The sequence below is a fragment of the Paenibacillus sp. FSL K6-1318 genome (genome assembly GCF_037976905.1).
GTDB lineage: Bacteria > Bacillota > Bacilli > Paenibacillales > Paenibacillaceae > Paenibacillus > Paenibacillus amylolyticus_A.
This window is the reverse complement of sequence record NZ_CP150270.1, coordinates 1080532-1106272: the sequence shown is the minus strand read 5'-3', so window position 1 is coordinate 1106272 and position 25741 is coordinate 1080532. Positions and strand designations below refer to the sequence as shown.

Annotated in this window: 18 protein-coding genes; 5 read left to right on the top strand and 13 right to left on the bottom strand. The window is 47.6% G+C overall.

Annotated features, from left to right (window positions below):
• Window positions 1–270 precede the first annotated feature (270 nt).
• From NYE45_RS04805 to NYE45_RS04785, 5 genes are all read right to left on the bottom strand, one after another.
• Window positions 271–1092, bottom strand: coding sequence for an ABC transporter ATP-binding protein (locus NYE45_RS04805; RefSeq protein WP_062837465.1), 822 nt, complete (start codon window positions 1090–1092; stop codon window positions 271–273).
• Window positions 1093–1105: 13 nt separating this feature from the next.
• Entirely contained in the window at window positions 1106–2149 is a 1044-nt protein-coding gene (locus NYE45_RS04800; RefSeq protein ID WP_340015833.1) for an iron ABC transporter permease, read from the bottom strand.
• Window positions 2146–3159, bottom strand: coding sequence for an iron ABC transporter permease (locus tag NYE45_RS04795; RefSeq protein ID WP_340015832.1), 1014 nt, complete (start codon window positions 3157–3159; stop codon window positions 2146–2148). Before NYE45_RS04795 ends, NYE45_RS04800 begins: the two co-directional genes overlap by 4 nt.
• Before the next feature lie 97 nt (window positions 3160–3256).
• Complete coding sequence (locus NYE45_RS04790; RefSeq protein ID WP_340015831.1) at window positions 3257–4270, bottom strand: iron-siderophore ABC transporter substrate-binding protein; 1014 nt, start codon at window positions 4268–4270, stop codon at window positions 3257–3259.
• Between the two features lie 343 nt (window positions 4271–4613).
• Window positions 4614–6713 carry a family 16 glycoside hydrolase gene (locus tag NYE45_RS04785; RefSeq protein ID WP_340015830.1) on the bottom strand — a complete coding sequence of 700 codons (2100 nt, stop codon included), beginning with the start codon at window positions 6711–6713 and terminating at the stop codon, window positions 4614–4616.
• 390 nt (window positions 6714–7103) lie between these two features.
• Here NYE45_RS04785 and NYE45_RS04780 point away from each other — a divergent pair, with 390 nt between their 5' ends.
• Both NYE45_RS04780 and NYE45_RS04775 read left to right on the top strand, forming a co-directional pair.
• Complete coding sequence (locus NYE45_RS04780; RefSeq protein ID WP_062837470.1) at window positions 7104–7685, top strand: hypothetical protein; 582 nt, start codon at window positions 7104–7106, stop codon at window positions 7683–7685.
• 263 nt (window positions 7686–7948) lie between these two features.
• Window positions 7949–9721, top strand: a complete 1773-nt coding sequence (locus NYE45_RS04775) for an alpha-glycosidase (protein WP_340015829.1) — start codon at window positions 7949–7951, stop codon at window positions 9719–9721.
• Window positions 9722–10190: 469 nt separating this feature from the next.
• Here the strand turns inward: NYE45_RS04775 and NYE45_RS04770 are convergent, their stop codons facing one another.
• From NYE45_RS04770 to NYE45_RS04760, 3 genes are read right to left on the bottom strand one after another with little or no spacing between them, the layout of a single operon-like run.
• Window positions 10191–11570 carry a fatty acid--CoA ligase family protein gene (locus NYE45_RS04770; protein WP_340015828.1) on the bottom strand — a complete coding sequence of 460 codons (1380 nt, stop codon included), beginning with the start codon at window positions 11568–11570 and terminating at the stop codon, window positions 10191–10193.
• A complete protein-coding gene (locus NYE45_RS04765) occupies window positions 11564–12982 on the bottom strand; it encodes a hypothetical protein (protein ID WP_340015827.1) in 1419 nt (472 codons plus the stop codon). The genes NYE45_RS04770 and NYE45_RS04765 overlap by 7 nt, the downstream gene beginning before the upstream one ends.
• Complete coding sequence (locus NYE45_RS04760; protein ID WP_340015826.1) at window positions 12979–14358, bottom strand: alpha/beta hydrolase-fold protein; 1380 nt, start codon at window positions 14356–14358, stop codon at window positions 12979–12981. The genes NYE45_RS04765 and NYE45_RS04760 overlap by 4 nt, the downstream gene beginning before the upstream one ends.
• A gap of 449 nt (window positions 14359–14807) precedes the next feature.
• Here NYE45_RS04760 and NYE45_RS04755 point away from each other — a divergent pair, with 449 nt between their 5' ends.
• On the top strand, window positions 14808–16964 hold the full coding sequence (locus NYE45_RS04755; protein WP_340015825.1) for an alpha-amylase family glycosyl hydrolase: 2157 nt from the start codon (window positions 14808–14810) through the stop codon (window positions 16962–16964).
• A gap of 148 nt (window positions 16965–17112) precedes the next feature.
• Here NYE45_RS04755 and NYE45_RS04750 read toward each other — a convergent pair whose 3' ends face one another.
• The 4 genes from NYE45_RS04750 to NYE45_RS04735 form a co-directional block, all read right to left on the bottom strand.
• Window positions 17113–18399, bottom strand: a complete 1287-nt coding sequence (locus NYE45_RS04750; RefSeq protein WP_340015824.1) for an MFS transporter — start codon at window positions 18397–18399, stop codon at window positions 17113–17115.
• Window positions 18400–18547: 148 nt separating this feature from the next.
• Window positions 18548–19384, bottom strand: a complete 837-nt coding sequence (locus NYE45_RS04745) for a sugar ABC transporter permease (protein ID WP_340015823.1) — start codon at window positions 19382–19384, stop codon at window positions 18548–18550.
• Complete coding sequence (locus NYE45_RS04740) at window positions 19381–20736, bottom strand: ABC transporter permease subunit (RefSeq protein ID WP_340015822.1); 1356 nt, start codon at window positions 20734–20736, stop codon at window positions 19381–19383. The genes NYE45_RS04745 and NYE45_RS04740 overlap by 4 nt, the downstream gene beginning before the upstream one ends.
• A gap of 248 nt (window positions 20737–20984) precedes the next feature.
• Window positions 20985–22271: a maltose ABC transporter substrate-binding protein gene (locus tag NYE45_RS04735; protein ID WP_340015821.1), complete on the bottom strand. Its 1287-nt coding sequence runs from the start codon at window positions 22269–22271 to the stop codon at window positions 20985–20987.
• Between the two features lie 445 nt (window positions 22272–22716).
• On the opposite strand from NYE45_RS04735, the gene NYE45_RS04730 reads away from it, so the two are divergent.
• Window positions 22717–23751 (top strand): LacI family DNA-binding transcriptional regulator, encoded by a 1035-nt coding sequence (locus NYE45_RS04730; protein ID WP_340015820.1) that lies wholly within the window; start codon window positions 22717–22719, stop codon window positions 23749–23751.
• 167 nt (window positions 23752–23918) lie between these two features.
• On the opposite strand, the gene NYE45_RS04725 is transcribed toward NYE45_RS04730, so the two are convergent.
• Window positions 23919–24677, bottom strand: a complete 759-nt coding sequence (locus NYE45_RS04725) for an SDR family oxidoreductase (protein WP_340015819.1) — start codon at window positions 24675–24677, stop codon at window positions 23919–23921.
• Between the two features lie 424 nt (window positions 24678–25101).
• On the opposite strand from NYE45_RS04725, the gene NYE45_RS04720 reads away from it, so the two are divergent.
• Window positions 25102–25695, top strand: a complete 594-nt coding sequence (locus tag NYE45_RS04720; protein ID WP_340015818.1) for a TetR/AcrR family transcriptional regulator — start codon at window positions 25102–25104, stop codon at window positions 25693–25695.
• Window positions 25696–25741: the final 46 nt, after the last annotated feature.

Here is a 25741-nt window from a genome sequence, read left to right as displayed (position 1 = left end):
TGATTATCAATATCATACAAAATCTATTTTATGGCAATTTGAGCTATATTGTCAATAATAAACTTTTAAGGAAAAATAAGATGTAATTTGGTGTGGGTTTGAATCGGTGTAGGTATGCTTTTATCTAATAATAGGCACAACAAACCGGGCAAGCATTGGTCATGGTTTTACCAACGGCTTGCCTAATTTGTTATCTGCATGCTCATGAACTGGAGTTCGTGTGGATGGTTGAATCATTATTGAAGTAATCAAAAGCAGACTTTTTGATCCTCAAGCCAGTTGTGTATAACGCTGTTCCCCATTCAGCTTCCTCCCTCTTCCATGTGGGATGCAAGTTGGTGTGCCGAACAGCGGATCGACCGCAATCTCACACTCCATCTGGAAGACTTTACGAACCATCTCCTGTGTAACGATATCCTCCGGTTTACCTTCCGCGTAGATGGACTTGTTGTGAACAGCCACAATGTGATGTGCATACCGACATGCCAGATTCAGATCATGAAGCACCATGACAATGGTACGCCCTTCCCGTTCGTTCAACTCGAACAACAGATCAAGGATATCAATCTGATGTGTCATATCCAGATAGGTTGTAGGTTCATCCAGCAACAGCGTTTCGGTTCCCTGCGCGAGGGTCATCGCAATCCAGGCACGCTGACGCTGTCCACCGGACAATGCATCCACAGGCCGATCTGCGAGTTCTGTCAGATGTGTAGACTCCAGTGCCAGCTTGACCATACGCTCATCTTCTCGGGACCATTGCTTCAGCCACGTTTGATGTGGATAACGCCCTTGCTTGACCAGCTGATTCACTGTCAAACCTTCTGGAGCAGTCGGACCCTGCGGCAGGATGGACATGCGCCTTGAAATCTCCTTGGTCGGCAGCTTGGCAATCTCTTCGCCATCCAGCAGCACGGAACCTGAACTGGATTTCAGCAAACGAGCCATCGTGCGTAGCAGCGTGGATTTGCCACAGCCATTGCTACCAATCAGGACGGTGATCTGTCCCTTGGGAATGGTCAGGTTTAAATTTTCAATTATGGGATCTGCTCCATAGGAGATAGTAAGCTCCTTGGCTTCCAGAATACTCACGGCTCTCTCCTCCTCAAAACTGATTTCGATTCTTGAACAATAGATACAGGAAAAATGGTGCGCCTACGCCTGCGGTGAATACCCCTGCGGGAACATCAAGCGGTAGAAAGGCCGTACGAGCAATCAAATCTGCGACGAATACGAGCAAAGCCCCGACCAGTCCGGACACAATTAGCATACTGCCGAACATCCGTCCAACCAGTTTTCGGGCAATATGTGGAGCGATCAGACCTACAAAACCAATGGTTCCGGCAACCGCAACGGCGATTCCCGCCAGTAGTACACTGCATAACAACAAAGCTGAACGATGCCATTGAACAGTCACACCCAGCCCTGTGGCCAGATCATCTCCGAACTCCTGTGCATTCAGACTGCGGGCGAACCAGATCGCCAGAGGAACAACAATAATGATAACCGGGAGAATGGTTCGGACATCGGTCCATGATGCTCCGTATATACTTCCTGTCAGCCAGATATAAGCTTGACCTGCCGTGTAGAACGGACTCAGGATCAGCATAAAGGTCGTTCCAGCTCCGGTAATGGCCGATACTCCAATCCCGATCAGCACCAGGCGGATCGGACTGACTCCTTTTTTCCAGGCAAGTACGTAGATGATCAATGCCGTCACAAGCGCACCAACGATGGCGAACAGTGGTAACAGCTTGATACTTACCGCTCCACCCAGCAATGTAACAAAACCTAAAGCCGCAACAGCTGCACCGCCAGTGATGCCTATGACATCCGGTGAGGCCAGCGGGTTACGGATAATGCCTTGCAGGAGTGCACCTGACATCCCCAGGGCTGCACCTACGAGCAAAGATAATAACACTCGTGGCAGTCTCAAAGTCAGCACGACAAAATCATGCTCGCCTGCATTCAGACCGAATATCGTTCTGAGCACATCCAGCGGAGATATAAAGTCACTGCCCACACTGGTACCAACAACCCCTGCCACTAGGAACAAGAGGATACATATGCCGATAACAGCCAGTGATTTTCGTTCCATTTGCACCGAGATGGTGTCTTTTTTGTTGCGGAAAGTCAACATCTTCCTCATATCTTCGTCACCCCCTTGCGGGCAATGTACACGAAGAAAGGTCCGCCAATGAGTGCAGTCATGACACCAAGTGGAACTTCCTGCGGCATGATCACCAGTCTTGCAACAACATCCGCAGACAGCAGCAGAATCGCTCCCCCTACAATAGAGTAGGGAACAAGCCAGCGGTAATCGTTGCCTACCAGTGCACGCATAATATGCGGGACAATCAGACCAACCAAACCGATCGAGCCAGCTACGGCAACCGAACCACCCGCGAGCAATACGGTAACAATACCCATGAGCACCTTGACCATAAGTACATTCTGTCCCATGCCTTTTGCGATATCGTCACCCGTCAGCAGCAGATTGATGGCTCTGCCCATGAACAGAGAGACAATAGCTGCAGCTGTCATGTACGGCAGAACAGGATATAACATATCCAATGTTCGACCACTTACTGAACCGGCAAGCCAGAACAATACATCCTGCAATCCGGTTCCATCCAGCACCAGAATGGCCTGTGTGAACGAGGCAAACAATGCTGAGATGGCCGTCCCCGCCAGTACTATTTTGATCGGTGTCAGGCCATCACGACCGAGAGAGCCCAGCGCATATACAATCGCCGCGGCAACCGCAGCTCCGGCAAAGCCAAACCACATCATGGTGGTGAGTGAGGATACGGACAATACCACGATGGCAATGACAATAAAAAAGATCGCACCTGCGTTGATCCCAAACACACTCGGTGATGCAAGCGGATTACGTGTTAATGCCTGCATCAGTCCGCCCGCCACAGCCAAACTTGCACCAACGACAGCGGCAATAATGGTACGTGGCAGCCGTTCCGTCAGGAGCACCACATGTTCCACCGAGCTCTCATCATAGAATTGCAGCGCATCCCATGCCATCTGAAACGTGATATGCGTACGCCCCAGAATCATACTGGCTGTGCAAGCAAGTAGAAGCAATATGAATAAACCAGCCAGTCCATAGACTTTGGCACTTGCCTTCGTAAAAAGGGGAAACATATTCTCACTCTTTCATCTGTAAAATGACAAAAGACCTGCCTGCCCATACACTTCGTTAACGAATGTCCTGGTGCATGGCAGGTCCTGCTCCTGTTAGTTAGTTCAGGTTGAACTGCTTATATAGATCGTCCAGCATCATGTTGGCCGATGTGTATCCACCTGCCATGTTCCAGGCGACTTCATCGACCTGAATCAGTTGGTTGTTCTTGACTGCATCAAGATTTTTCCAAAGAGGACTGCTGGTCCAATCATCATAATTTTTCTGAATCGCATCAGTTTCGGTGCCTGAATTGAAGTTAAAGATCATGTCCGCATTCATATCCGGAATGTTCTCTTTGGAAGTCAATTCAACGCCCCATGTGTCTGCATCATGTCCAGCAGGTCTGGTGAATCCAAGTTCATTCAGAATCTTACCTGCGTATCCCATGTAGAAAATACGAACCTGATCGGCTCTAAAGTTCGTAATGGTTGCTTCAATCGGCAGACGGTCACCCATTTTCGCCTTGAAATCAGCTACACGAGCATCCCAATCAGACAATAGCTTGTCTGATTGCTCAACCATATTCATTGCTTCACCAGTCGTTTTCACGGTTTCTTTCCAGTCAAACAACGTTTCCGTCACTACCGTTGGTGCGATCTGGGACAATTGCTCATAGATCTCTTCATGTCTGATTTTAGTAGCAATGATCAAGTCCGGTTTCAACTTGTTGATCTCTTCCAGATTGGGCTGGGATTCCTGACCCACTTGTGTTACTCCATCCAGGTCTGCTCTCAGATATTCATAGACTGGCTGCTGAACCCATGATTCGACCACGCCTGTCGGTTTCACGCCCAGTGCAACAACTACATCATTGGCACCCTGGAACAAGGTTACGATTTTTTGCGGGGTTCCCTTAATTGTGGTTTCGCCCATAGCATGTTTGACCACTCTTGCTTGATCATCTGTTGCACTACCTGATGTACCGCTTTCATTATTACTCTCATTACTACTTGCCGCCGAGCTGGATGTATTCGTTGTCTCAGCACTTCCACCTGAAGCACAACCAGCAAGCAGTGAAATCATCAGAATAAGTGCTGCATAAATATATAACTTTTTCTTTACTTGGAACATGTAACCCGACTCCCCTTTTCTCTGTAAATGATATTGAATCTCATTATCAATTGTATTGTAATAGAGATGAATCTATTATACAAGCATTTTATTTGGAAAAAGTCCTCACGTCATGTCGAACTTTGTCAGGCCCACAAACAGCTTTAAACAAAGGGATTTCGATTACATACATATAATATAAGTCAATATAATCCTCATTACTTAAATACATATATGTAATTTTTTTATTACTCTCTTTCGACTAAATAAAAACGCCTCACCGTAAATTCCTCTACGGCAAGGCGTTTTCACTTTTGCATATTTAATCATAATCACTCATAAAAAAAACGAATTAACCATCCGTTTAATTATAGCTGGTTGTCAGCCATTGAACGGGAGTCCATACAAGCTGCCCCGCACCTGCACCACCGCTCGCATTTAGTTTCGTCTGCAAGTCAGCCGGGTCAACTGCATCGTAATTATAAGGCAAGGATGCAAATCCGTTCCAAGCGAATGATTTCTCAGCTGCTGGGCCTGGCGCAAGTGGGCTTTTGGCATCCTCACTTCCCCCTCGATAACTTGCTCCATTCCATACGTATATCGTATCGATCGCCTTGATTTTTCCCGTGTAATTACTCTTGGACACACTCACCTGGTTGTTCCTAAGCGGATCTTGTACGCCAATAATGACGGATTTCTCCAACAATACCGCGCCATCCTCTGTAGAGATTGCTCCATTACTGGTGATTCCAAAATGATATCCTTTAGCTGAGATCGCTTTGGACATACTCGATGTAATCTTCTTTTTGATCTCCCAAGTATTGGCATTATCCATAACAATATTGTACACATGTACATTACCTCCACGTACACGCGGCATGCGATCCTGAATATCTTTATAATAATTGTGATGCAGGGTCACTTCCAGGTCAGCATTATCACTGGCGAACTCTGTCGCACCAATCAGATGTCCTTTCTTCTGGCTCGATGCGATGGCAATAATCTGTTCCTTACTCATGCCAACCGCACTGCTTCGCAGGTAAGCATACATTGGATGAGCCGACATATTCGCTTCGAGGGCATTTACCTGCTGGGTCACCCAGCTGTTCGGACCTTGATCATCTCCTACAAAAGAAGACCATGAAATCGTCACGCCACGGCTACCTTTTTTCACATCGACAAGGCCATCATAGGCTTTGTGAAAAGTCGCATGGTCAATCCAGACGTTGCTGCTATTCTCTACGGTGATGTAATCCCAATCGTTCTTGTCATAATTGCCCTTGGTAGCTTCGTCCCACTCCCATAGTTCATCAAATGCCAGGTTACGAATAATGATATTGTTGCTCCGCTTGAATGTAAACGCGGCATGTTTGATCGTCGCACCATTAGCCGAGAAAATCGTCAGACCATCAAAGTTATCAATACTCACTCTGCTGACACCCGTCTTCATCAGTACAGGATGTGTCAGGGCGTTATTATGGGCGCTAAAAGGAGCCGTCTTGGCTGAAGCCGGAATTTCATTCCAGCCCAAGTCCAGATCATTCATGATCTCAACCACTTTGGTTTTGGAACCTTTCTTCAATGCTACAGCCAGATCACTGGCGGTATATACCCGCATGTAACGTGAATCGGTATCCTCGATGATTCCTCCACCGGTCGTATTTGCTGCGGCAAATCCAGTCAAATTGTATGCAGCCATTTCCGGTGTCTGATCCGGAACTTCTGGTTCTGGTGTAGAATCGGTTGGTGGTGTTTCTATGGACGGATCAGTCGGTGGTACTTCGGTTGAAGGATCCGTTGGTGGAGCCTCCGGCGTTGGATCGGTCGGTGTTTCTATTACCGGATCTCCAATATTCGAAATGGTTACATTATCGTACATGACAATGGATTTCAACGTTACCAGCCCTGCACTTCCCTTAGTCATATCGGTATCTGTAGCGGACAGCTCCAACACACCATTCACGTACATGTTAATGGATGGGCCGCTCATTTCAAGTTTGACGTTATACCATGTATCCACTGCCAGCTTATAATCCAATTTCGTGGCAAGTGTTGTGGTTGATCCATTGACTTTTTTACGGATTTCAAGTTTGCCGCCACCACTGTTATACAACGAAGCTGCATAGTAGTTGTTCGCATCCGTATATCTGCCCGCTACGTAAGTTCGAGTCGATCCATTAAAATCAACCACTTTCACATCCGCTGCAACGGCGTAATCACTCCATTCCAGGTCCCCTGCCGAACTTCTGCCCTCGCTCTTGCCCGATTGGTAATATACTGCGTTCCCCTGATCTTGAACGACAGACCAACTACCACCGGTAGACTTCCACTGCGTATCCCCATTCTCAAAAGTATCCTGGGACCATTCACTCGCCTGAGCGGGATGAATCAGCCCAAGCGAGAGCACAAGACTTATGCTTAGCGCCAGGACCATCATTTTGGTAAAACGTTTGTTTCTACTCATGAACTATTCCTCCAATATGTATGAATCAACTCCAATGCTATTTATCGGGCATACCGCTACAAACGGAAATAGGTTTAAAGTATTAATTAATAAACCCAAAATACAGTATACTTTTTTCATATATATCCTTTCTGAAAATATTCTGAAAGAACCAACTTCATTCAAATTCCCCGAACAAATGTACACGTTTAAACATAGCCGTATCTCTTTGTACCTAGTTACAATAACCACTGCCAATACAGCTCTATACGACGCTGCACCAATATGCAACAGCATGAAACGATATAAAAAATCCATATTACTGTAAAATGATACCTGTAATTTCTTGTCGTACTATGTTAGATTATCCAATGGAATAATATCACATCTATAGATAGGGGAAATTGTAACGTGAAAAAATCTTGGGTTCTATCCATTATTATGAGTTTTGTTTTGCTTGGTGGGGTATTCGCACCTGCAGGGTCCTATGCCGCTGCTGCGGATGACTCAACCACTACATATTCGGAAGACGAATACTATGAAGAAATTGATACGTCAGAACAAGAACCGATCCCTACAGTCGAAGAAGAAGATTTCCTGGGCTACCTTGATCAGTTGGATATGGCATCGGTATATGAGGAGAAAGCTTTCAATGCTTTGGGAGGTGGATTTTACATTACATCATCCAATCGCAAGTCCGTTTTCTTGAAACTGACCAATACAGCGATTCCTAACTACACCAAATATGTATCCAAGCTGAAGCTGATTAAACCGCAAAATGCAGAATTGCAAAAAATTCATGCCAACCTCATCAAAGGTAGCTATACACAACTTGAAGGATTCCAGCTCGCCAAAAAAGCGGTCTCCAAAACAACGGTAAACAGCGCTGTCCTGAAACAAGCCAATGCCAAAATTGCTGCCGGCAAGAAAAATATCGAGAAGTATCAAAAAGAATTTGCTGCATACGCCAATAAACTTGGATTTGATTTTTAAAAAACAGTAACCGCAACTATCCGGTAATATTCATTCACCGTTACCTGGGATATGATGCAGATAAATTCTACATTTCAAATAAAAAAATTTGAAATTTAAGGAAAAAAAGTGTTTTCTTTTGCTAAGTTAGTTCGTATAATAGCACTATAATCAAAAGGCTATGCTGCCGAAAGGTACAACCTCGTGAACAATAGAGGTTGTGCCTTTTTTGCGTTTATGGCCGCATTGATCTGAATTTCATCATCTGACGAGGAGTGATTCACATGATTCTTGAAGCCATTTACCATCGCCCCAAACTCAATTGGTCCTATGCGTATGACCGCTCGACCATGCACCTGCGACTTCGTTCCAAACGCGGGGATCTGGATGCGGTGATTGCGATTACCGGGGACAAATATGCCTGGGATCGGACAATTACGCACATTCCCATGCACATCTTTGCCCGGGATGAAATGTTCGATTATTGGGAAGCCGAGACTTCACCTCCCTATCGCAGATTACGGTATGGATTCCAATTGATTCAGGGAGAGGAATCGGTCTGGATGACAGAGCGTGGATTCGAGCAGGCGTTGCCTGATCATCCACTTGAATTCTTTGATTTTCCATTTATGAACCCAGTCGACATATTTGAACCGCCTGCCTGGGTTAAGGACGCTGTGTTTTATCAGATTTTCCCTGAACGTTATGCCAGTGGTGATCCCTCCATCAGTCCCAAAAATGCGGAACCCTGGGGAGGCGAACCTACACCGGTGAACTTTTTTGGTGGAGATCTGCAAGGTGTGCTTGATCATCTGGATCATATCAGCCAGCTCGGCATCAATGCCATCTACTTCTGTCCGCTGTTCGAGGCCACGACGAATCACAAATACAATACAGGCGATTACATGAAAGTTGATCCTCACTTTGGAACCAATGAACAGTTCAAAGCCTTTGTGGACGCCTGTCATCAGCGCGGCATACGCGTTGTTCTGGATGCGGTATTTAACCATTCCGGCAGAGAGTTCCCTCCTTTTGTCGATGTGATGAAGAATGGATCCGCTTCCCCCTACGCAGATTGGTTCTATATCAAGGATTGGCCGCCGCGTGTGGAGGATGGTATACCGACTTATGACACCTTTGCCTTTGAGCCGCTCATGCCGAAGCTGAATACGGAACACCCTGAAGTGAAGGCATACCTGCTGGAGGTAGGACGTTTCTGGATTGAGGAGATGGACATTGACGGCTGGAGGCTCGATGTGGCGAATGAGGTGGATCATCAGTTCTGGCGCGAATTTCGGCAGACGGTAAAATCCATCAAGCCTGACGCCTATCTGCTCGGTGAGATCTGGCATGATTCGCTCATGTGGCTTCAGGGAGACCAGTTCGATGCCGTGATGAATTATCCATTTACCAATTCGGTATTGGACTACACGGTGCACGGAAAGCTGGATGGACTTGGCTTCGCGAATGAGATCGGCAAACTGCTCGCAGCCTATTCACAGCCTGTAACGGAAGCAGCTTTCAATCTGCTTGGAAGCCATGATACGCCCAGACTGCTGACCTTGTGTGATGGAGATGAACGCAAGATGAAGCTTGCCGTTACGTTGCTGCTTACGTATCCAGGTGTACCTTGTATCTATTATGGAGACGAAGTGGGTCTTGATGGGGGATATGATCCGGGTTGCCGCAAGTGTATGGAGTGGGATGAGACCAAGCAAAACCGTGAGCTTCTGGAATTCTTCACCCGTACCATTGCCCTTCGCAAACAGCACCCGGCACTGCGCAGTACGGAACTGAAGATTGTATATGCAAAAGTCGGAGACCCTTGTCTTGCCATCGAACGATTGGATTCGAATTCAGGTGAACGTCTGCTTCTTGTACTTAATGCGGGTGATGAGCCATGTACACTGGAACTCCCCTTGGCAGATCGTAACGTCTGGCGAAATCTGTTCACAGCTAACACCGTGGAAGCTCGGCAAAATAAACTGACCCTCGATCTGGAAGCATACGGATTCTCCCTGATGCAACTTGAGGTTAAACAACCTGCTGAGGCCTGAGATAAATACAGCTAACAAGGGGAAATAACTTCAAAGAGGCTGTCCTCCAGGTGATATGCTCCCCATAAAGTAGACAGGTGAAATAATAAAATCCTGTTACTGTATGGGCAGCATATCAGACCAAGGACAGCCTCTTCTGTATCTTATACTTCATATCCTAACGAACCCAGTACACGTTATTCGCTTCATTATACGCGGCCTAAATGCCTAACGAATCAGAGAGACGTTATTTCGTCCAATACGTCGATTTTCGAGAGCAGAAGCCCTGTTTTCGACGGAATAACGTTACTAAGATTCGTTAAGTTTTACTTTTCTTGATTATCCCCTCAATACGATATTTGAGGTTCGTTAGCGATAGTGATGCAAGCAAGGTGAAACTCTTCGAGGCAGCACCTTTCTGCTCCGCTCACGTTTCCAGATAGGTTAAGGTTCACTACTCTACCGCCTGATACTCATTGATGGCAGCGACCTATTTCCCAGACGAGGCGAAGGGTGTCGAAGTCATCTGTTTTCGTATTTTCTTCATTCTTGAACTTACGAGCGCTCCCTGTGTAATTACGATTTTCTGTGGAATCTTGTAAGAAGGCAGCTTGTCCTGACAATATTCCCAGATGGATCGCCGCAGATCGGTGAGAGTACATTCTGTAGCCAGCCGGATAGTCACCTTCACCCTCTGACCGGTGATACCACTCTGTTCTCCCGAAACTACGGCCGCTTCAATACATTCCATCTCTTCCAGAACACCCTCGACCTCGGCAGGATACACTTTCCGTCCCCCTACGTTAATGATCTCGGAACGACGTCCCAGAATACGAATGTACCCCTGCTCCAGCACAGCTTCATCCCCTGTACGTAGCCACCCGTCCTCTGTAAAAGGTGAAGGTGCATTCAAATATCCAATCATCGCGGTTTCCGTTTGAATCTGCAATTCTCCTTCCACCACCCGATACTTGACCCCTTCATCTTGAATGGAGAACAGCAGAGAACCTGGCTCCTTGGAGCGGGTTGGCAGAATGCCAAGTTCAGACATGCCATAGGCTTGTATCGTCCTGATCTGTGGAAATCTGCGGTTCCAGGCTGCCAGTACGGATTCAGGCATCACTTCCGATCCATACGACACCACTTCGAGACTGGATAGATCATATCCCTCATCATTTCTGCCCAACAGCAACAGATTCATAAACGTCGGTGAGACCGGCAGGGCCTGCACATGGAACCTCTCAATCGTCCGGCACACTTCTTCAGGAGATCGATCTGCAATGATACATAGACAACCCCCACTGGACAGGGATTGCAGCATTGTATTTACACCGCCGATATGATCAAACATCATGAAAGGAATCGTTCGCAAGGGTCTAACCTGTCGCCGAAAACCATGTAACAGCCGGTCTGCACGATGCACAGTCGCTTTGCTTACTCCGGTTGTTCCAGATGAAAAGAGTACCAGACCCCCTACGCCCTCCTGTGCCAGAGAGGATAGCAATACCGGAGTCTCACCAGATAATTCACACGTATGCCTAATGCACAACTTGCCTTCTTCAATGCCCAAACGCCATTTCACCTGTGCCAGTTGGATATATTCCTGTCGTTTGGCTTCAACCAGGTACCGATCCATCGGAAGCACGATACAGCCTTGTCCGAGCAAAGCAATCAATGCTGCCGCTGCATAGGGGGAATAGTCTTCCTCCAGCGTTACAAGTTGCCCAGTCAGCTCTTCTGCTGTAATCCACTCACTCATGATGCCAACCTGTTCCAGCAGCCACCGATAGCTGTACTCCTGATCCTTCCAGATCAGCGCAGGACGCTGTCCCTGCTCCACGAATCGTTCAAGCAAGAATTGGATTACCACTGTGCATCCTCCTCACGGGCAGGCGCCCATTGCTGTGCGAGATAATCGACTAGTGAACCTACGGTCTGATAAGGGCTTTCCGGTAAAGAAGCAGCAGCCATCTCCGCCAGAGCGGCGCTCATGCCCATACCCCATCGATCTTCGATTCCCTGCTCTACCACTGCAAGCAATGACACGAGTTCCAGCGAATCCAGTTGGCCACTTCGTCCGTACAGTGGAGCGTTACCACCCTCACCAAGTGGAATCGATGTATTATGGTAAGCGTTTAGCTCTCGGCAACTATCCAATACGATACGGAGCAAGGCCTCCCTGTGTTCTTCTCCAATCATCGACACGGTCTGACGTTGAAAGCAATCTGCCTGAGGTATGGACTGTCGAAGTGACTCATACCAGTGCCATTCATCCGTGATCAACATTTTAATTACACCTGTTAGCTGTACTTTCCACTGCTCACGCTGCTTCATCCGGCTGACCTGAAGCATATTGTAGGCCTTCTCCCACCGCCCAATAATGTCGCTGAATTCTCTCGCATATTGATCAAGTGGAGAACCAAGCCATAAGGCAGATTCCTGAAGAAGATCTCGAAGAAAATATCGGCTCCATCTCATATCAAACAGCAGACCGGATATCAGCATTTCATTGGCCTGTTCCCCTTCATTCGCCGCATGTAATGCATCTAAAAGTTGCAGAGATACCGCATGTCCAAAATGATAATTGCGTTCTCCTTGCGTAATCGTCCTGCCTGTCAGAAATTCTTCAATTTGCGTTGTTATCGCCTGGGTCAACATGTCGCGGTAACCGACAGAATCCAGCTTCACAGTCGCCCGAATGTCCATGGTGCCATACGTTCGAAGTTCTTCTTTGCGCTTGGCCTGCGCAAGCTCGGGGATGCTTTGGTTCCCTTTCCAGAAATCATGAAAGGCTCTTTGAGCAACCTTCCCCTTGAACTTGGAAGGCACGGGATCATAGACGTGAACATGCTCATCTTCCAGACCATACACAGCAATCCAATGGTCTACCAGATGCAGTCGGGAGCCTTGCTTCACGTGTTTGCGGATGTACTCAGGATTTTGATAATCCTCACAGTAGGGCAGATGATAACTGGTTCCTGTAGCCAAAAAAAGCCCACCTTCGCCGATATGCTGGCGGATCTCCGCCTTGCCTTCCTCGAAGCTGCCCAGCTGCCGCTGACCATACATCTCCCAGATCGGCTCTACATAATCCAGCTTGTGAAAATAAGGCTTCACCAGTCCGTTATCCCCGCACGAAGGAAGGCTGTACAACCGACTTGCCGCCAGCAGTGCAAGACTTGTGACGGACCCTTGTCGATGGAGCACTTCATGAATCAGAGGGAAATTGCAGGGATAATAATAGGGAATGTCCAGCACTGGAGTGAATGAAGAAATGATCATTTGGGGCCTCCTGTTCCCGTTTTGGCAGAGCTCCTGCCCCAGGACTGAATTTGGTATTGCACAGACATATCTTCTGTCGCTCGAAATACCCGATTGGCAACAAGCTTGCCGTCCACATCGGTCTCGAAACGACGGAAACCGCGAGTAAACCGGAAGGAAAAACCACTATCTCGCGGGACTCGGTAACAACCTTCATATCGACCTTTACCGGAACGGACAAGCTTCATGCCCATCCCGCCATATATCGTTTCCTCCGCATCTTCCTCTGAGGCTACCTCTGCATGAATGCAGACCTCCACATGAGTGGACAATTCAGGAACAACAGTGTAGTTGCGTGTAATAGACAGTTCCCCCATCGTCAGCGTGATGCATGCACTTCCAATACCAACAGGCACCAGCTCTCCACTCGAACGAACCTGAATGACATCCGGGTCACTTGAAGTATAATTGCCATGCAGCAGACTCTGAACGAATCCGCTTTCGTAGTGCATTCGTGCATTGATGCACACGCTCATTCCACCCTGTAGTCCGATGACATGCCTTCCAAGCAGTTCGAGCGAAGAGGGCTTACCCACGTGGCCGAACATGTATAGTAACGGAAGATGAACGCGTGCACTCCAGTCACCTTCCTGGTGACAGGCACCCGGCTGTTCAAGGAATGCCAACTCCTCACCCGATCTGACGCCACGCTCAAGCAATTGATGAGCTACCCCTCTAACCTGGGAGGGCAGAAACAAACCTTCCGTATCTCCAATATCCATCCACATTCGAATGGCAGGTACCTCCTCTGGCAAGCGATACATGTTTTCTTCCAACAGCCCGCTTTCCGATGTTTCGTGCAGCTGCACATCCACATAGAATGGCGACATCATGATCAGTTTTCCGAAAACATCCGGATTTCGCATCCCCATGTGCAATGTACAAAGTGCCGCGGCAGATGAACCCAACAACCCGGTATTCGACTTGTCCGGCAGCGTACGGTAACGATGATCAATGAGCGGCTTGAGTTCATGAATGATGAAATGCTCATAGTCGATGCCTGAGCAACCCACACTCACGGCCTCTCTCTCCGGAGCAATGAAGTGGTAGAATTCGTTGTGCGTGACTGGACGGACATGTGCAATACCGACAATAATCAGTGATTCGATCTGCCCGGAGGCAATTAGTCCGTCCGCTGCCTGATCCATATGCCATGTTTCATTGCCTGGCCCAGATGGACCAAAAGCCCGTTGTCCTGCATGAACGTACAGCACAGGATAATGTCGATCTGCCTGCTCATGGTAACCGGGCGGAAGATACACATAGATATTGCGGATATTGCCGAGCCGCGACGCATGAACACCTTCCAAACATTCGATAACAGAATGGCTACTCAACTGATCATCAACCGCCTTTCTTCTCCCGATTCGACTGCATTATAGACAAATAGCCCCGCCTCAGAAGAGACGGGGTTGTCCCAGAACATATGAATGTCCTGAAATACATAGCCCTTATATTGGTGAATCTGCGAATAGTTTAAATCCCCGGACATGCTTTTGTAAACAAAAAAATAGAAAATAAATGCTCTCGAAAAAGTTATTGACATAAGTTCCAATATTTCTTACGATAGCGTTGTGATCATAACTCGAGGGCCATGCTTTTAAACCAGAGCGGTTTAGGACAACCCCGGTAACTCCCTAAGGAGATGCCGGGGTTGTTGGCGTGTCAAAAGGAGGGAAGTCTTCAATCCACTGCGTATCATTCTGTTGTATTGAAAGCGCTATTATTCAAGAGCCAGGTTGGTTGTTTATCTAAACTACTACATTCACGAGAAGGGTGGATTACTATGTTTCAAATGGCCAAACGCGTACTCCTCAGCACAACACTGACACTCAGTTTACTTGCAGGGGGCGCACTTCCCTATCTGCCTGCTTCTGCGATCTATGCCGATGCGGATACCGCAGTTACCAACAAGCAGAACTTTAGTACAGACGTCATCTATCAGATCTTTACGGACCGCTTCCTGGACGGCAATCCTTCCAACAATCCCACCGGAGCTGCCTACGATGCCACTTGTAGCAACCTGAAGCTGTATTGTGGTGGCGACTGGCAGGGTCTGATCAACAAAATCAACGATAACTATTTCAGCGATCTGGGCGTTACGGCATTATGGATCTCCCAGCCGGTCGAAAATATCTTTGCCACCATCAACTACGGCGGCGTGATCAACACAGCTTATCATGGTTACTGGGCACGTGATTTCAAGAAGACCAATCCGTATTTCGGAACGATGGCTGACTTTCAAAATCTGATTACAACCGCCCATGCCAAAGGCATCAAGATCGTAATTGACTTTGCACCGAACCATACGTCTCCTGCCATGGAAACCGATACGTCCTTTGCTGAGAATGGCAAGTTATACGATAATGGTAATCTTGTTGGCGGATACACAAATGATACAAATGGATATTTCCATCACAACGGCGGCTCCGATTTTTCCTCCCTGGAGAATGGTATCTACAAAAACCTCTATGACCTGGCTGACCTGAACCACAATAACAGCACCATTGATCAATATTTCAAAGACGCGATCAAGCTATGGCTCGACATGGGCGTGGATGGCATTCGCGTTGATGCGGTGAAACATATGCCTCTCGGCTGGCAAAAGAGCTGGATGTCCTCCATCTATGCACATAAACCTGTATTCACCTTCGGTGAATGGTTCCTAGGATCTGCTGCATCCGATGCGGATAACACGGAATTTGCCAATGAATCCGGGATGAGTCTGCTTGATTTCCGCTTTAACTCTGCCGTACGTGACGTCTTCCGGGATAACACGTCCAACATGTATGCTCTGGATTCGATGATTACAGGCACTGCGGCAGATTACAATCAGGTGAATGATCAAGTTACGTTCATCGACAACCATGATATGGATCGGTTCAAAACAAGTGCCGTCAACAACCGTCGTCTGGAACAGGCGCTTGCCTTCACGCTGACTTCACGCGGCGTACCTGCCATCTATTATGGTACTGAGCAATATCTGACTGGAAACGGAGACCCTGATAATCGGGCCAAAATGCCTTCTTTCTCCAAAACAACGACTGCTTTTAATGTAATCAGCAAGCTGGCCCCTCTGCGCAAATCCAATCCGGCAATTGCCTATGGCTCCACGCAGCAGCGCTGGATCAATAATGATGTGTATATCTATGAACGCAAATTTGGCAAAAGTGTAGCCGTTGTTGCGGTGAACCGTAATCTCACCACACCAGCGAGCATTGCGAATCTAAGCACTTCACTGCCAACAGGCAACTACACCGATGTATTGGGCGGCGCACTGAACGGTAATAACATCACTTCCACCAATGGTACCGTCTCTTCATTCACCCTGGCAGCCGGAGCAACCGCGGTCTGGCAGTATACCACGAGCGAAACAACACCAACGATCGGACATGTAGGTCCTGTCATGGGCAAACCGGGGAACGTCGTTACGATTAGCGGACGTGGATTCGGTGCCACCAAAGGCACAGTATACTTCGGTACAACAGCCGTTACCGGTGCTGCGATCACATCTTGGGAAGATACACAGATTAAAGTTACCATTCCAGCTGTTGCCGCAGGCAATTATGCTGTGAAAGTAGCTGCGAATGGCGTCAACAGCAATGCGTATAACAACTTCACCATCCTTACGGGTGATCAGGTCACTGTACGATTCGTCATCAACAATGCGTCCACCACACTGGGTCAGAACATCTATCTGACAGGTAACGTGGCAGAACTGGGCAACTGGAGTACGGGCACAACAGCTATTGGACCTGCTTTCAATCAAGTTATCCACGCCTACCCAACTTGGTACTACGATGTGAGCGTGCCCGCTGGAAAACAACTGGAGTTCAAATTCTTCAAGAAAAATGGTGCAACCATTACGTGGGAAGGTGGTTCCAACCACACGTTCACCACACCAACCAGCGGTACAGCCACAGTCAATGTAAACTGGCAATAAGATAAACAGTCTACAAACTAACCCGGAGTTACGCTAACGCAGCGTATGCTCCGGGTTTTGCTTTTACCTAGCCAGGTTGCTTCTATCCTGTCTCAGTTGGAGGTGTACAAGTCGGTTCAATTCATTACATTTTGATGTATCATACATGTCATTGGTAGGTTCGGATCGACTTCAACGTTGTCGCTGCCAGAATACCTGTCGCCAGCAGTAATATGCCCACGCCTTGCAGCACAGAAGCTGCCCCCCACTGATCTGCCAATACGGATACAACCGTCAATCCCAGAATAGGCGCTGTACTGGTGATTGTTCCAACGACACCATAGACCCTTCCTTGCAGCTCATCTGGAACGACTGTCCTCAGCATAATCTGGGTGAGCATCGTACAGCAGGCGAACATCGCACCTCCGCCCACGATTAAAGGCAACGCCATGATTGGCGAGGATACATTCGCCAAAAAAATATAGAGTGGTCCTAATACAATCAGACCGATAAATACCCATCTCCCTCTTCGCTTCAATCGTTTCCCCGAAGCAATCAACAACGCAGAACCAATCATATATCCGAGTGGAATACAGGTCTCAATTAATCCAAACTGCACCGGATTCGCCTCCCATACCTTGACCGCCATTACTTGAACCAGCATCATGGCCGACATGAAAAATAAGATCAGCACCGGATTAAGCAATACAATGGATCGGATCAAAGGATTCCGATAGATGTAGCCAAACGAACTGCGCCACTCCTGAGCAAACGTGGTCTGCTGACTATCGGATCGCTGTACCTCTGGAAAGCGGCCCGCCATCAGCACACAGACTGCGGACAACAGGAAGGTTGCCCCTGTAATTAATATGGCAACGAATCCGCCAAAAGCAGCAACAGCCACTCCCGCCGCCGCTAGTCCGCTGATTCGGGCAAGGTTATCCACCATATGAATGGTTCCGGTCGCTTGTTGAATATGCTCTCTGCCAACCATACTTGCTACAGAGGCGTGGAATGCAGGTGCCTGAAACAGACTTGAAAACATGGAGAGCGAGAGTAATAGCAGCACCACTGGGAACGGCGCATGCCAACCGAATAAGCTAACCGCAATCAGTACCGCCATTAGGCCCCGGAATACATCCGAGGCCAGCATCAGCTTCCTGCGATCCAATCGGTCTGCAACCGTACCCGCCACCGATCCAAACAAAAAGCTGACGGCCATATTGCAGATCTGTACGGCTGCCATGCTCTTCGCACTCCCCGTGGTCTGTAACACCCACAGGCTGATCGCAATCCCATTGAAGCAATCCCCAAAGACCGAGATCCCGTAGCCGTACAAAATCCTCCGAAAGGTAACATTACGCCAAAGTGTTGGCGGAGCTTTAGTATTATGCAATGCAGCTTGTCCATCTTGGTATCCCATAATCTCGGGCTCACTGGACGAGTTCATGCCCATACATCACGTTCCTCCCTAATCATGATTCGAGCCCATACAGAATCAGGCACTTCCGCAGCAGTGCCAGTCGACAAAGACATGACATCACGGAAGTGCCTGGTTGGCGTGCCGCAGGTATCGCGACTGACTATGCTGTTATAGCACGGTATTACCCTTTCGAAGCTCCTGCCGTCAGCCCTTGAACAAGGAATCGTTGCAGGAAAACGAACAGCAGAGTAATTGGAATGGCGATCAGAACTGCACCCGCAGCGAACATCGTAAAGTTACTGTCCTGATACCGGTTGACCAGATCCCACATGCCTACTGCAAGCGTCCAGTTCTCCTTCGTCCGCAGCACCAGACGGGCGAAGATAAAGTCCATCCATGCCCCTGTAAAACTGGTCAGCGCTACATAGGTCAGCATTGGCTTGGATAAGGGCAGGATGATGCTGGTGAATACCCGCAGGTGACTCGCACCATCCATGCGCGCCGCTTCGTCCAGGCTCCGTGGGATGGTGTCAAAGAAACCTTTGACGATAAATCCGCCCAGTACCGCCCCTGAAGAATAGACCAGGATGAGCGCAGCGTGGGTGTCGAGCAATTTAATTTGCAGCAAAATGATATAGATTGCGATCATGCTCATAAAGCTCGGGAACATGCCGAGGATCAGCATGGTGGAGAGAATGGTTTTACGTCCACGGAACCGGAAGCGAGACAGTGCATACATCCCGAGCGTCACCATCAACGTGGAGAAGATCATCGTGAAAAAGGCAATTTTCAGCGTATTCATATACCATCTGCCGTACATAAAGGACGGGTTATTAAACAGCTCACCGTAATGGGTCAGCGTAAATGCTTCGGGCCACAACCGTTCACTGAACAATGCCGCGCCGGGTCTCAAGGAAGAGAGAAAGATCCAGAGCACCGGGTAGATGGAGACAACGGCGATGATTAGCAATAGCACATAACTCAGGGTCAAACGCAGCGGATTATTACGTGTTTTCATTGAATCATGTCCTCCTCCTTGAATGATTTGGAGCGGCGGAAGTTCCAGATAGAGAATGAAGCGATAATGAGGAAGATGATAATGCCTACCGCTGAAGCCATGTTGAATTTGTTATTGTCGAGCGTGAGCTTGTAGAGCCAGGTGACCAACAGGTCCGTCGCCCCTGCGTACTGGTAGTCTCCACGCAATGGATTCCCGTTGGTCAGCAGGAAGATGACATTGAAGTTGTTGAAATTTCCGGCGAACTGCATGATGAGTACCGGGGTTGTGGCAAAAAGAATGAACGGCATCGTAATGATCCGGAACTTCTGAAACGCGGATGCTCCGTCCACTTCGGCAGCCTCGTAGAGATCACGAGGGATGGCCGTCAATACACCCAGAATCAACACCATACTGACCGGTATACCGATCCACATGTTGACAACAATGACGGTGACCTTGGCCCAGAACGGATCGGTCAGCCAGGGCAGTCCCTCCAGTCCAAACGCTCTCATGTACGTATTGATCGGGCCAAACTGACCATTAAATAGATTACGCATGAGTAACAAGGAGATGATCTGCGGGATCGCATAAGGCAGAATGAAAATGGTCCGCCACAGCTTCTTGAAGCGTATGCCTCGCTGTTCAATCAACAGTGCCACAAGCACGCCGCCAAAATAGGTGGTGACTGTCGCCAGGATGGCCCAAATGACCGTCCAGGTCAGCACGCCGTAGAATGTCTGGCTCCAGGATTTCAACTGGATCAAATCACTGAACGTCTTGAAGCCCACCCAGTCCACGAGTTTGGCTGGCGGAATATGATCCGGGGCCGAATAGTTGGTAAATGCAATTGTGATCGTAAACAGGATGGGCATAACGGTGAAGAAAAGTATGCATAGTGCCGGGATGGATAGAAACAGATACGGAAAGTTTTTGTCCATCATGTTCCGAAGCGAAGCCGCTGCACCCAGGGTCTGCTTGCCTTCCTCCCTAGCGAGTCCCGTGACATACGCATCCCGGATATTCAGGATATAGATCAGAATAAACACAAAAAACACCAGCAGTACGATAATGCCATCCAACAGCAAAAAGATGGAATGGTCTCCCCTTTGAAGTACAGTGGACCCATTCACTTTGACAAAACGCTGTGTATTCTCACCCAGTGTCCATATGCCCCATACGGCCTGTGACAGCCGAGGAAGCAGGTATGCAAGCCCCGCTCCCTCCAGTAACAGTAGACAAATCCCCTTAATCCATTGTCGATTGTACAGCTGTCCAAGACCTTGCAGTATGATGGAACATATAGCCGCTGTCATCCGGTGCTGTCTTTCCCTGTTCGGCCCAACGGGCACCGGGACATGCTGCTGTTGCATTCGCTCTCTCCTCCCCGCCTATTGCTAACCTGTATACATTGAACAAAAGTGTACTTACACTGACCACTCCGATGACAGAACAAGCTTCCGATCGGCGATAAAGGCGAGCCTATGCTTCCGAAGTAGCTTTCTTTCAGAAAGCTTTTAGTTTCACTTCTTCAGCTTCCTTCTGCCCTCTCCGTTTTTGTGTAAATATTAAGTTCAATCTATACAATTCTTATGCATATCTTCGTATTCGTCGTTCGTCTCTATTGGACGGTTGCAAGGCTTTCCTGGATCTGTTTTACAGCATTGTCCAGCGATGCCTTCACGTCCTTATCGGTATCCCATATATCCGTAATGGCAGATGTAATCGGTCCCCACACGCTATCCATGGCAGGAAGCGAAGGCATTGGCGTAGAGTTGTTGAACTGTTCGAGGAACGCCTTATTGATCGGGTCCTCCTGCAACTTCGGATCAGCAGCTACGTTTTTGTTCGCAGGAAGTGTACCATTCAGGTCAAAGTTCTCCATCTGAGCCTCTTCATTGGAAAGAAAAGCTGCCAAGAGCTTCGACGCATTCGGGTATTGTGTAAATGCATTCACATAATAGGCTTTCACGCCTGAGAAGGAAGTCATCGGCTTGCCATCGATTGCCGGAAGCGGAGCAACGCCAAAATCAATACCTGCATTGCGATAATCGGCAATAGTCCACGGACCGTTAATGTCCATAGCCAGCTTGCCGCTGGAGAATAATCCTTTTTTGATATCATAGTTCACGTCACCCATCTTAAGCGGCAGCACTTCCGACTTCAGCGTCTGCAAGAACTGTCCACCCTTCTGTGCTCCTTCGTTATTCAGACCGAGATCCGCGATATCCATCCCATTGTCCCCAAAAATATAACCACCCTGTGAAGCCAGGAACGCATAGTTATAGTAAAATTGCTGCAATTCCCACATCAGCGCATACTGATTGGATTTCACGTTATTAAACGTCTTGGCGAAGCTGATAATCTCATCAAAATTTTTCGGAGCTTCTGGATACAATGCTTTGTTGTAAAAAAGAGCGTAGGTCTCCACGCTGTACGGATAGCCGTACAGGATATCCTTGAACGTCACCGCCTTCAGTGCGTTGTCGCTGGTGTTCTCTACAGTCTCTGCTTCGAATATGTCATTGGGCAGAATAAGTCCCGCCTCTGAAGCGCTACCAATCTTATCGTGTGGGAAAACAACGACATCTGCTGCCAGACCGGCTGGCCCATCCGTTGTCAACTTGGTTACCTGATCGGTTGGAGGTAATTCCTCCATTTTGACCGTTACCCCATACTTCTCTTCGAATTTTTTGGCTCTTTGCTCAATAAAGCTGCTTTGATTTTTGTCCTCCCAGATCACCAGGGTTGCACCTTCTTCCGGCTGCAGGTTCTCAGCTGTCAGCTCTACAACCTCCTCTGGATTCTCACCAGCCGTAGTTGGAGATGTGCCTCCGCCTCCCGTAGAGCACGCAGCCAGCGTAAACGCCATCATGACGGACAATGTTGCCCCTTGCCATTTTCTCATGTAAAATGTCCCCTTCCCTCTGCTTGGTCCAACAAAGTTCGCGCTTTTCACCCTTTTGTCTGCGTAAGTTGTCAGGTTTTGCATCCCATGTTCACTCTAGTACAAACGTTTGCTCAAATGGAAGACAAGATAACCTATCCGTTCAATATGTAGGGATAAATAAGTCAAGAAGTATGTAAATCCATCGATGTAAGCGCTACAATAACAATCACATCATACAATACTGAACTTTCTTTGCACAAACGTTTGCACAAGCCATATTTGTTCAATTTTACCCATTTTCATTCTTCTACCTACAGTAAATTCCTGTTTCCTTGTTCTGTCTCTTTCTTCCTTAATTTTACTTCGCGTGCATCTCTTAATCGGCAGTTAGCAATTGATTTCTCGTATCCTTTGGATTACCATAGGAGAATATTTATACGATTGTTCAGAAGGGATTTTTTACATGATTACGATCAAGGATATTGCCAAATTGGCGGGTGTTTCCCCTTCGACAGTGTCACGGGTGATTTCCAACCATCCCAGAATCAGCACCAAGACATCTCTCAAAGTGAAGCAAATCATGAAAGAATTGAACTACCACCCCAACATCATCGCGAAGAGCCTGGTTTCCAAAACAACACATACCCTTGGCATTATGCTTCCGCGTCCTGCAGAAGAGTTGTTTCAGAATTACTTTTTCGGGGAACTGCTGCGAGGTATTATTACACATGCCACCCGTATGAATTATGAATTGCTGCTAACAACAGAAACATCATCAGACAATGAGCTGCATGCGATATCACGCCTTGTGCATGGCCGTAGAGTGGATGGCATTCTGCTGCTTGGGTCCAAGCGAGACGATCCCATCATTTCATTTTTGGAAGCGGAAAAGTTTCCTTTTGTGTTAATCGGTCGCAGCGAAGCTCATCCGAATGCCCCCATGGTGGATAACGACAATGTGCAGACTGCTTATGATGCAACGCACCATCTGATCGCCCAAGGGCATACGCGAATTGGATTTGTCAGCGGACCACCGGACATTACGTTATCGCATGATCGCATGCTAGGATATCAAAAAGCGCTTGCCCAAGCCGGGCTGGATGCCGATAGTGACTGGATAGTGGAAGGCGAATTTCTACAGGAAAGTGGATTCAGGGCGATGTCGCTGTTCATGTCCTTGCCGGACAGACCCACCGCAATCGTTGTCATTGATGACAATGTGGCCTTTGGTGTACTGAGAGCTCTTGCCGAGCTTCATTATCTGGTGCCTGAAGATATTAGCGTGGTCAGTTTTAACAATATTGCGTTATCGGAACTGGCTTCTCCACCCCTAAGCTCTATCGACATCGGAACTTATCAGCTTGGCTATACAGCCGTTCAGGTATTATTGAAAATTCTAAGTGGGGAACCACAGCATCATAATCCGGTCATTATCCCCCATCGTCTGATCGTGCGTGAATCCTCACTCTTCTCCAAGCCAAAGCCACCTGCAAGTTGATTCATTTCGAGCATCCGTATAGTTATGCAAACGTTTGTCCTACATGGGTTATGTTGCTGTGATTCACCGTTTTCGGAGTAGCACAAAAAAGAAGCCGCATATACTCATGCGGCTTCCTTAATTTACACACGATTTCCGTACTCCATGCTCGACTGCACTTCAATGGATTAATAAGAGCTCCAGCCAGCATCTGCTGTAACGACAGTTCCGTTCACGAAGCTGGACTCGTCCGATCCGAGGAACAGGGCCACTTTGGCGATCTCTTCGCTCGTCCCGATGCGTGGGTTGATTGCCATGCCAAGCTGTTGCCGCCCTGCACCGAAATGGCTAATACCTGCCATGGAGGAGCTGATGTTGGTTGCCACAGCGCCTGGAGCGATCGCATTACAGCGAATGCCCTGCTCAGCATACATATACCCTGTATTTTTGGTGAAGCCCACGACCGCATGTTTGGAAGCTGTATAGGCTGCGCCTGCACGTCCGCCGTGCAATCCACCTGCTGAAGCAATGTTCACAATGACGCCTTTTTGTTTTTCCAGGAAGATTGGTAATACCTTACGCGTTGTCCGCATCACACTGGTTGTGTTCACAGCGAACAATCTCTCCCACTTCTCATCCGTTATATCCGCTGCCGGCTCCATGCCATCCATAATGCCCGCATTGTTAATCAGAATATCTACTGTACCGTATGTGCTAACCGTCGTATCGATCAGGTTTTGCACATCTTCTTCTTTGGCTACATTGGCCAGAACGACAATTGCTTCTCCGCCCTGTGCCTTAATATCATTCACTACCGCTTGTGCGGATTCTTCGTTAATATCCGATACTACTACTTTCGCGCCTTCTTGGGCGTACAACGTGGCAATTGCTTTCCCCATACCTGAACCAGCACCTGTAACAACTGCAACTTTATCTTGAAGTTTCATTCCATGTATCCTCCTTTGTGTATTCGTTTACAATAAGTTAACAAACAAATGTTCATTAACTCCTATCCTTAGTATAATAAGTCATAGCGTTTCACTTCAATCAGTAAAAGCTTGTCCAGTTGTACGTTAAACAACACTACTAAGCCGGAATGTACTTTAACTAATAAAGTGAACGATATAAATTAAACTAAACATTTACACAAAACGGAGAGGACAGAAATAACCTGACGAAGCGGGAGCTAAAAGCTTTCTGAAAGAAAGCTACTTCGGAAGTATATGCTATTCGCCTTTATCCCCGGATTTATCATTTTATAAAAGGAATCAAAAAAATCTGGGGATAACAGCGATTGGAAGGTTGTTCTGTCATCGAAGTGGTCAGTGTAAATATTCTTTAGTTCAACTTATATAGCGAGGAGGAAAATAGATGTCTGAAACTCCAAATTCAATGGACCGAAGAATCAAGAAATCAAAAGCTGCGCTGAAAGATGCACTCATCCATTTAATGCAACAACATCCCTTTAAAGAAATTTCCATTACGGATATTGTGCAGCGAGCTGACCTGAATCGGGGTACGTTCTACAGACATTATCAGTACAAAGAAGACCTGTTCAATGAAATCATCGATGATGTGATTCAGGATCTGGTGACTTCTTTTCGCAAACCTTATCAGGATATGAAAGAGTTTGAAGTCAATCTGATGCCCTCTTCGGCAATCACCATATTTGAGCATGTGCATCAGCACGCACAATTTTATACACTGGTTGTGAAATCTGAGGCTTCATCCAACTTCCAGCGCATGATCTGTGATGTCCTTCGGGATCTCGCCTTACAGGATCTGAACCATATCTTCCCTCCGCACATCAACCATGAAATATTGGCAAGCTACCAATCTCATGCGATATTTGGCATGATCATGGAGTGGATTCGTCAGGAATTCAAGCACAGCCCCGCCTACATGGCCGAGGAATTATTCAAGATCATTCATTACAAGCCTGAGAATGTCGTGTTGAGAGACTGAAATTTTGAATCGCCTTACTAACCTTCCTATAGTAGGGAGATTGAGA

Coding starts and splice junctions, on each gene's coding strand:
- NYE45_RS04800 (WP_340015833.1), bottom strand. CDS start 2,149: ATGAGGAAGATGTTGACTTTCCGCAACAAAAAAGACACCATCTCGGTG.
- NYE45_RS04795 (WP_340015832.1), bottom strand. CDS start 3,159: ATGTTTCCCCTTTTTACGAAGGCAAGTGCCAAAGTCTATGGACTGGCT.
- NYE45_RS04790 (WP_340015831.1), bottom strand. CDS start 4,270: ATGTTCCAAGTAAAGAAAAAGTTATATATTTATGCAGCACTTATTCTG.
- NYE45_RS04785 (WP_340015830.1), bottom strand. CDS start 6,713: ATGAGTAGAAACAAACGTTTTACCAAAATGATGGTCCTGGCGCTAAGC.
- NYE45_RS04775 (WP_340015829.1), top strand. CDS start 7,949: ATGATTCTTGAAGCCATTTACCATCGCCCCAAACTCAATTGGTCCTAT.
- NYE45_RS04765 (WP_340015827.1), bottom strand. CDS start 12,982: ATGATCATTTCTTCATTCACTCCAGTGCTGGACATTCCCTATTATTAT.
- NYE45_RS04755 (WP_340015825.1), top strand. CDS start 14,808: ATGTTTCAAATGGCCAAACGCGTACTCCTCAGCACAACACTGACACTC.
- NYE45_RS04750 (WP_340015824.1), bottom strand. CDS start 18,399: ATGGGCATGAACTCGTCCAGTGAGCCCGAGATTATGGGATACCAAGAT.
- NYE45_RS04745 (WP_340015823.1), bottom strand. CDS start 19,384: ATGAAAACACGTAATAATCCGCTGCGTTTGACCCTGAGTTATGTGCTA.
- NYE45_RS04740 (WP_340015822.1), bottom strand. CDS start 20,736: ATGCAACAGCAGCATGTCCCGGTGCCCGTTGGGCCGAACAGGGAAAGA.
- NYE45_RS04735 (WP_340015821.1), bottom strand. CDS start 22,271: ATGAGAAAATGGCAAGGGGCAACATTGTCCGTCATGATGGCGTTTACG.
- NYE45_RS04730 (WP_340015820.1), top strand. CDS start 22,717: ATGATTACGATCAAGGATATTGCCAAATTGGCGGGTGTTTCCCCTTCG.
- NYE45_RS04725 (WP_340015819.1), bottom strand. CDS start 24,677: ATGAAACTTCAAGATAAAGTTGCAGTTGTTACAGGTGCTGGTTCAGGT.
- NYE45_RS04720 (WP_340015818.1), top strand. CDS start 25,102: ATGTCTGAAACTCCAAATTCAATGGACCGAAGAATCAAGAAATCAAAA.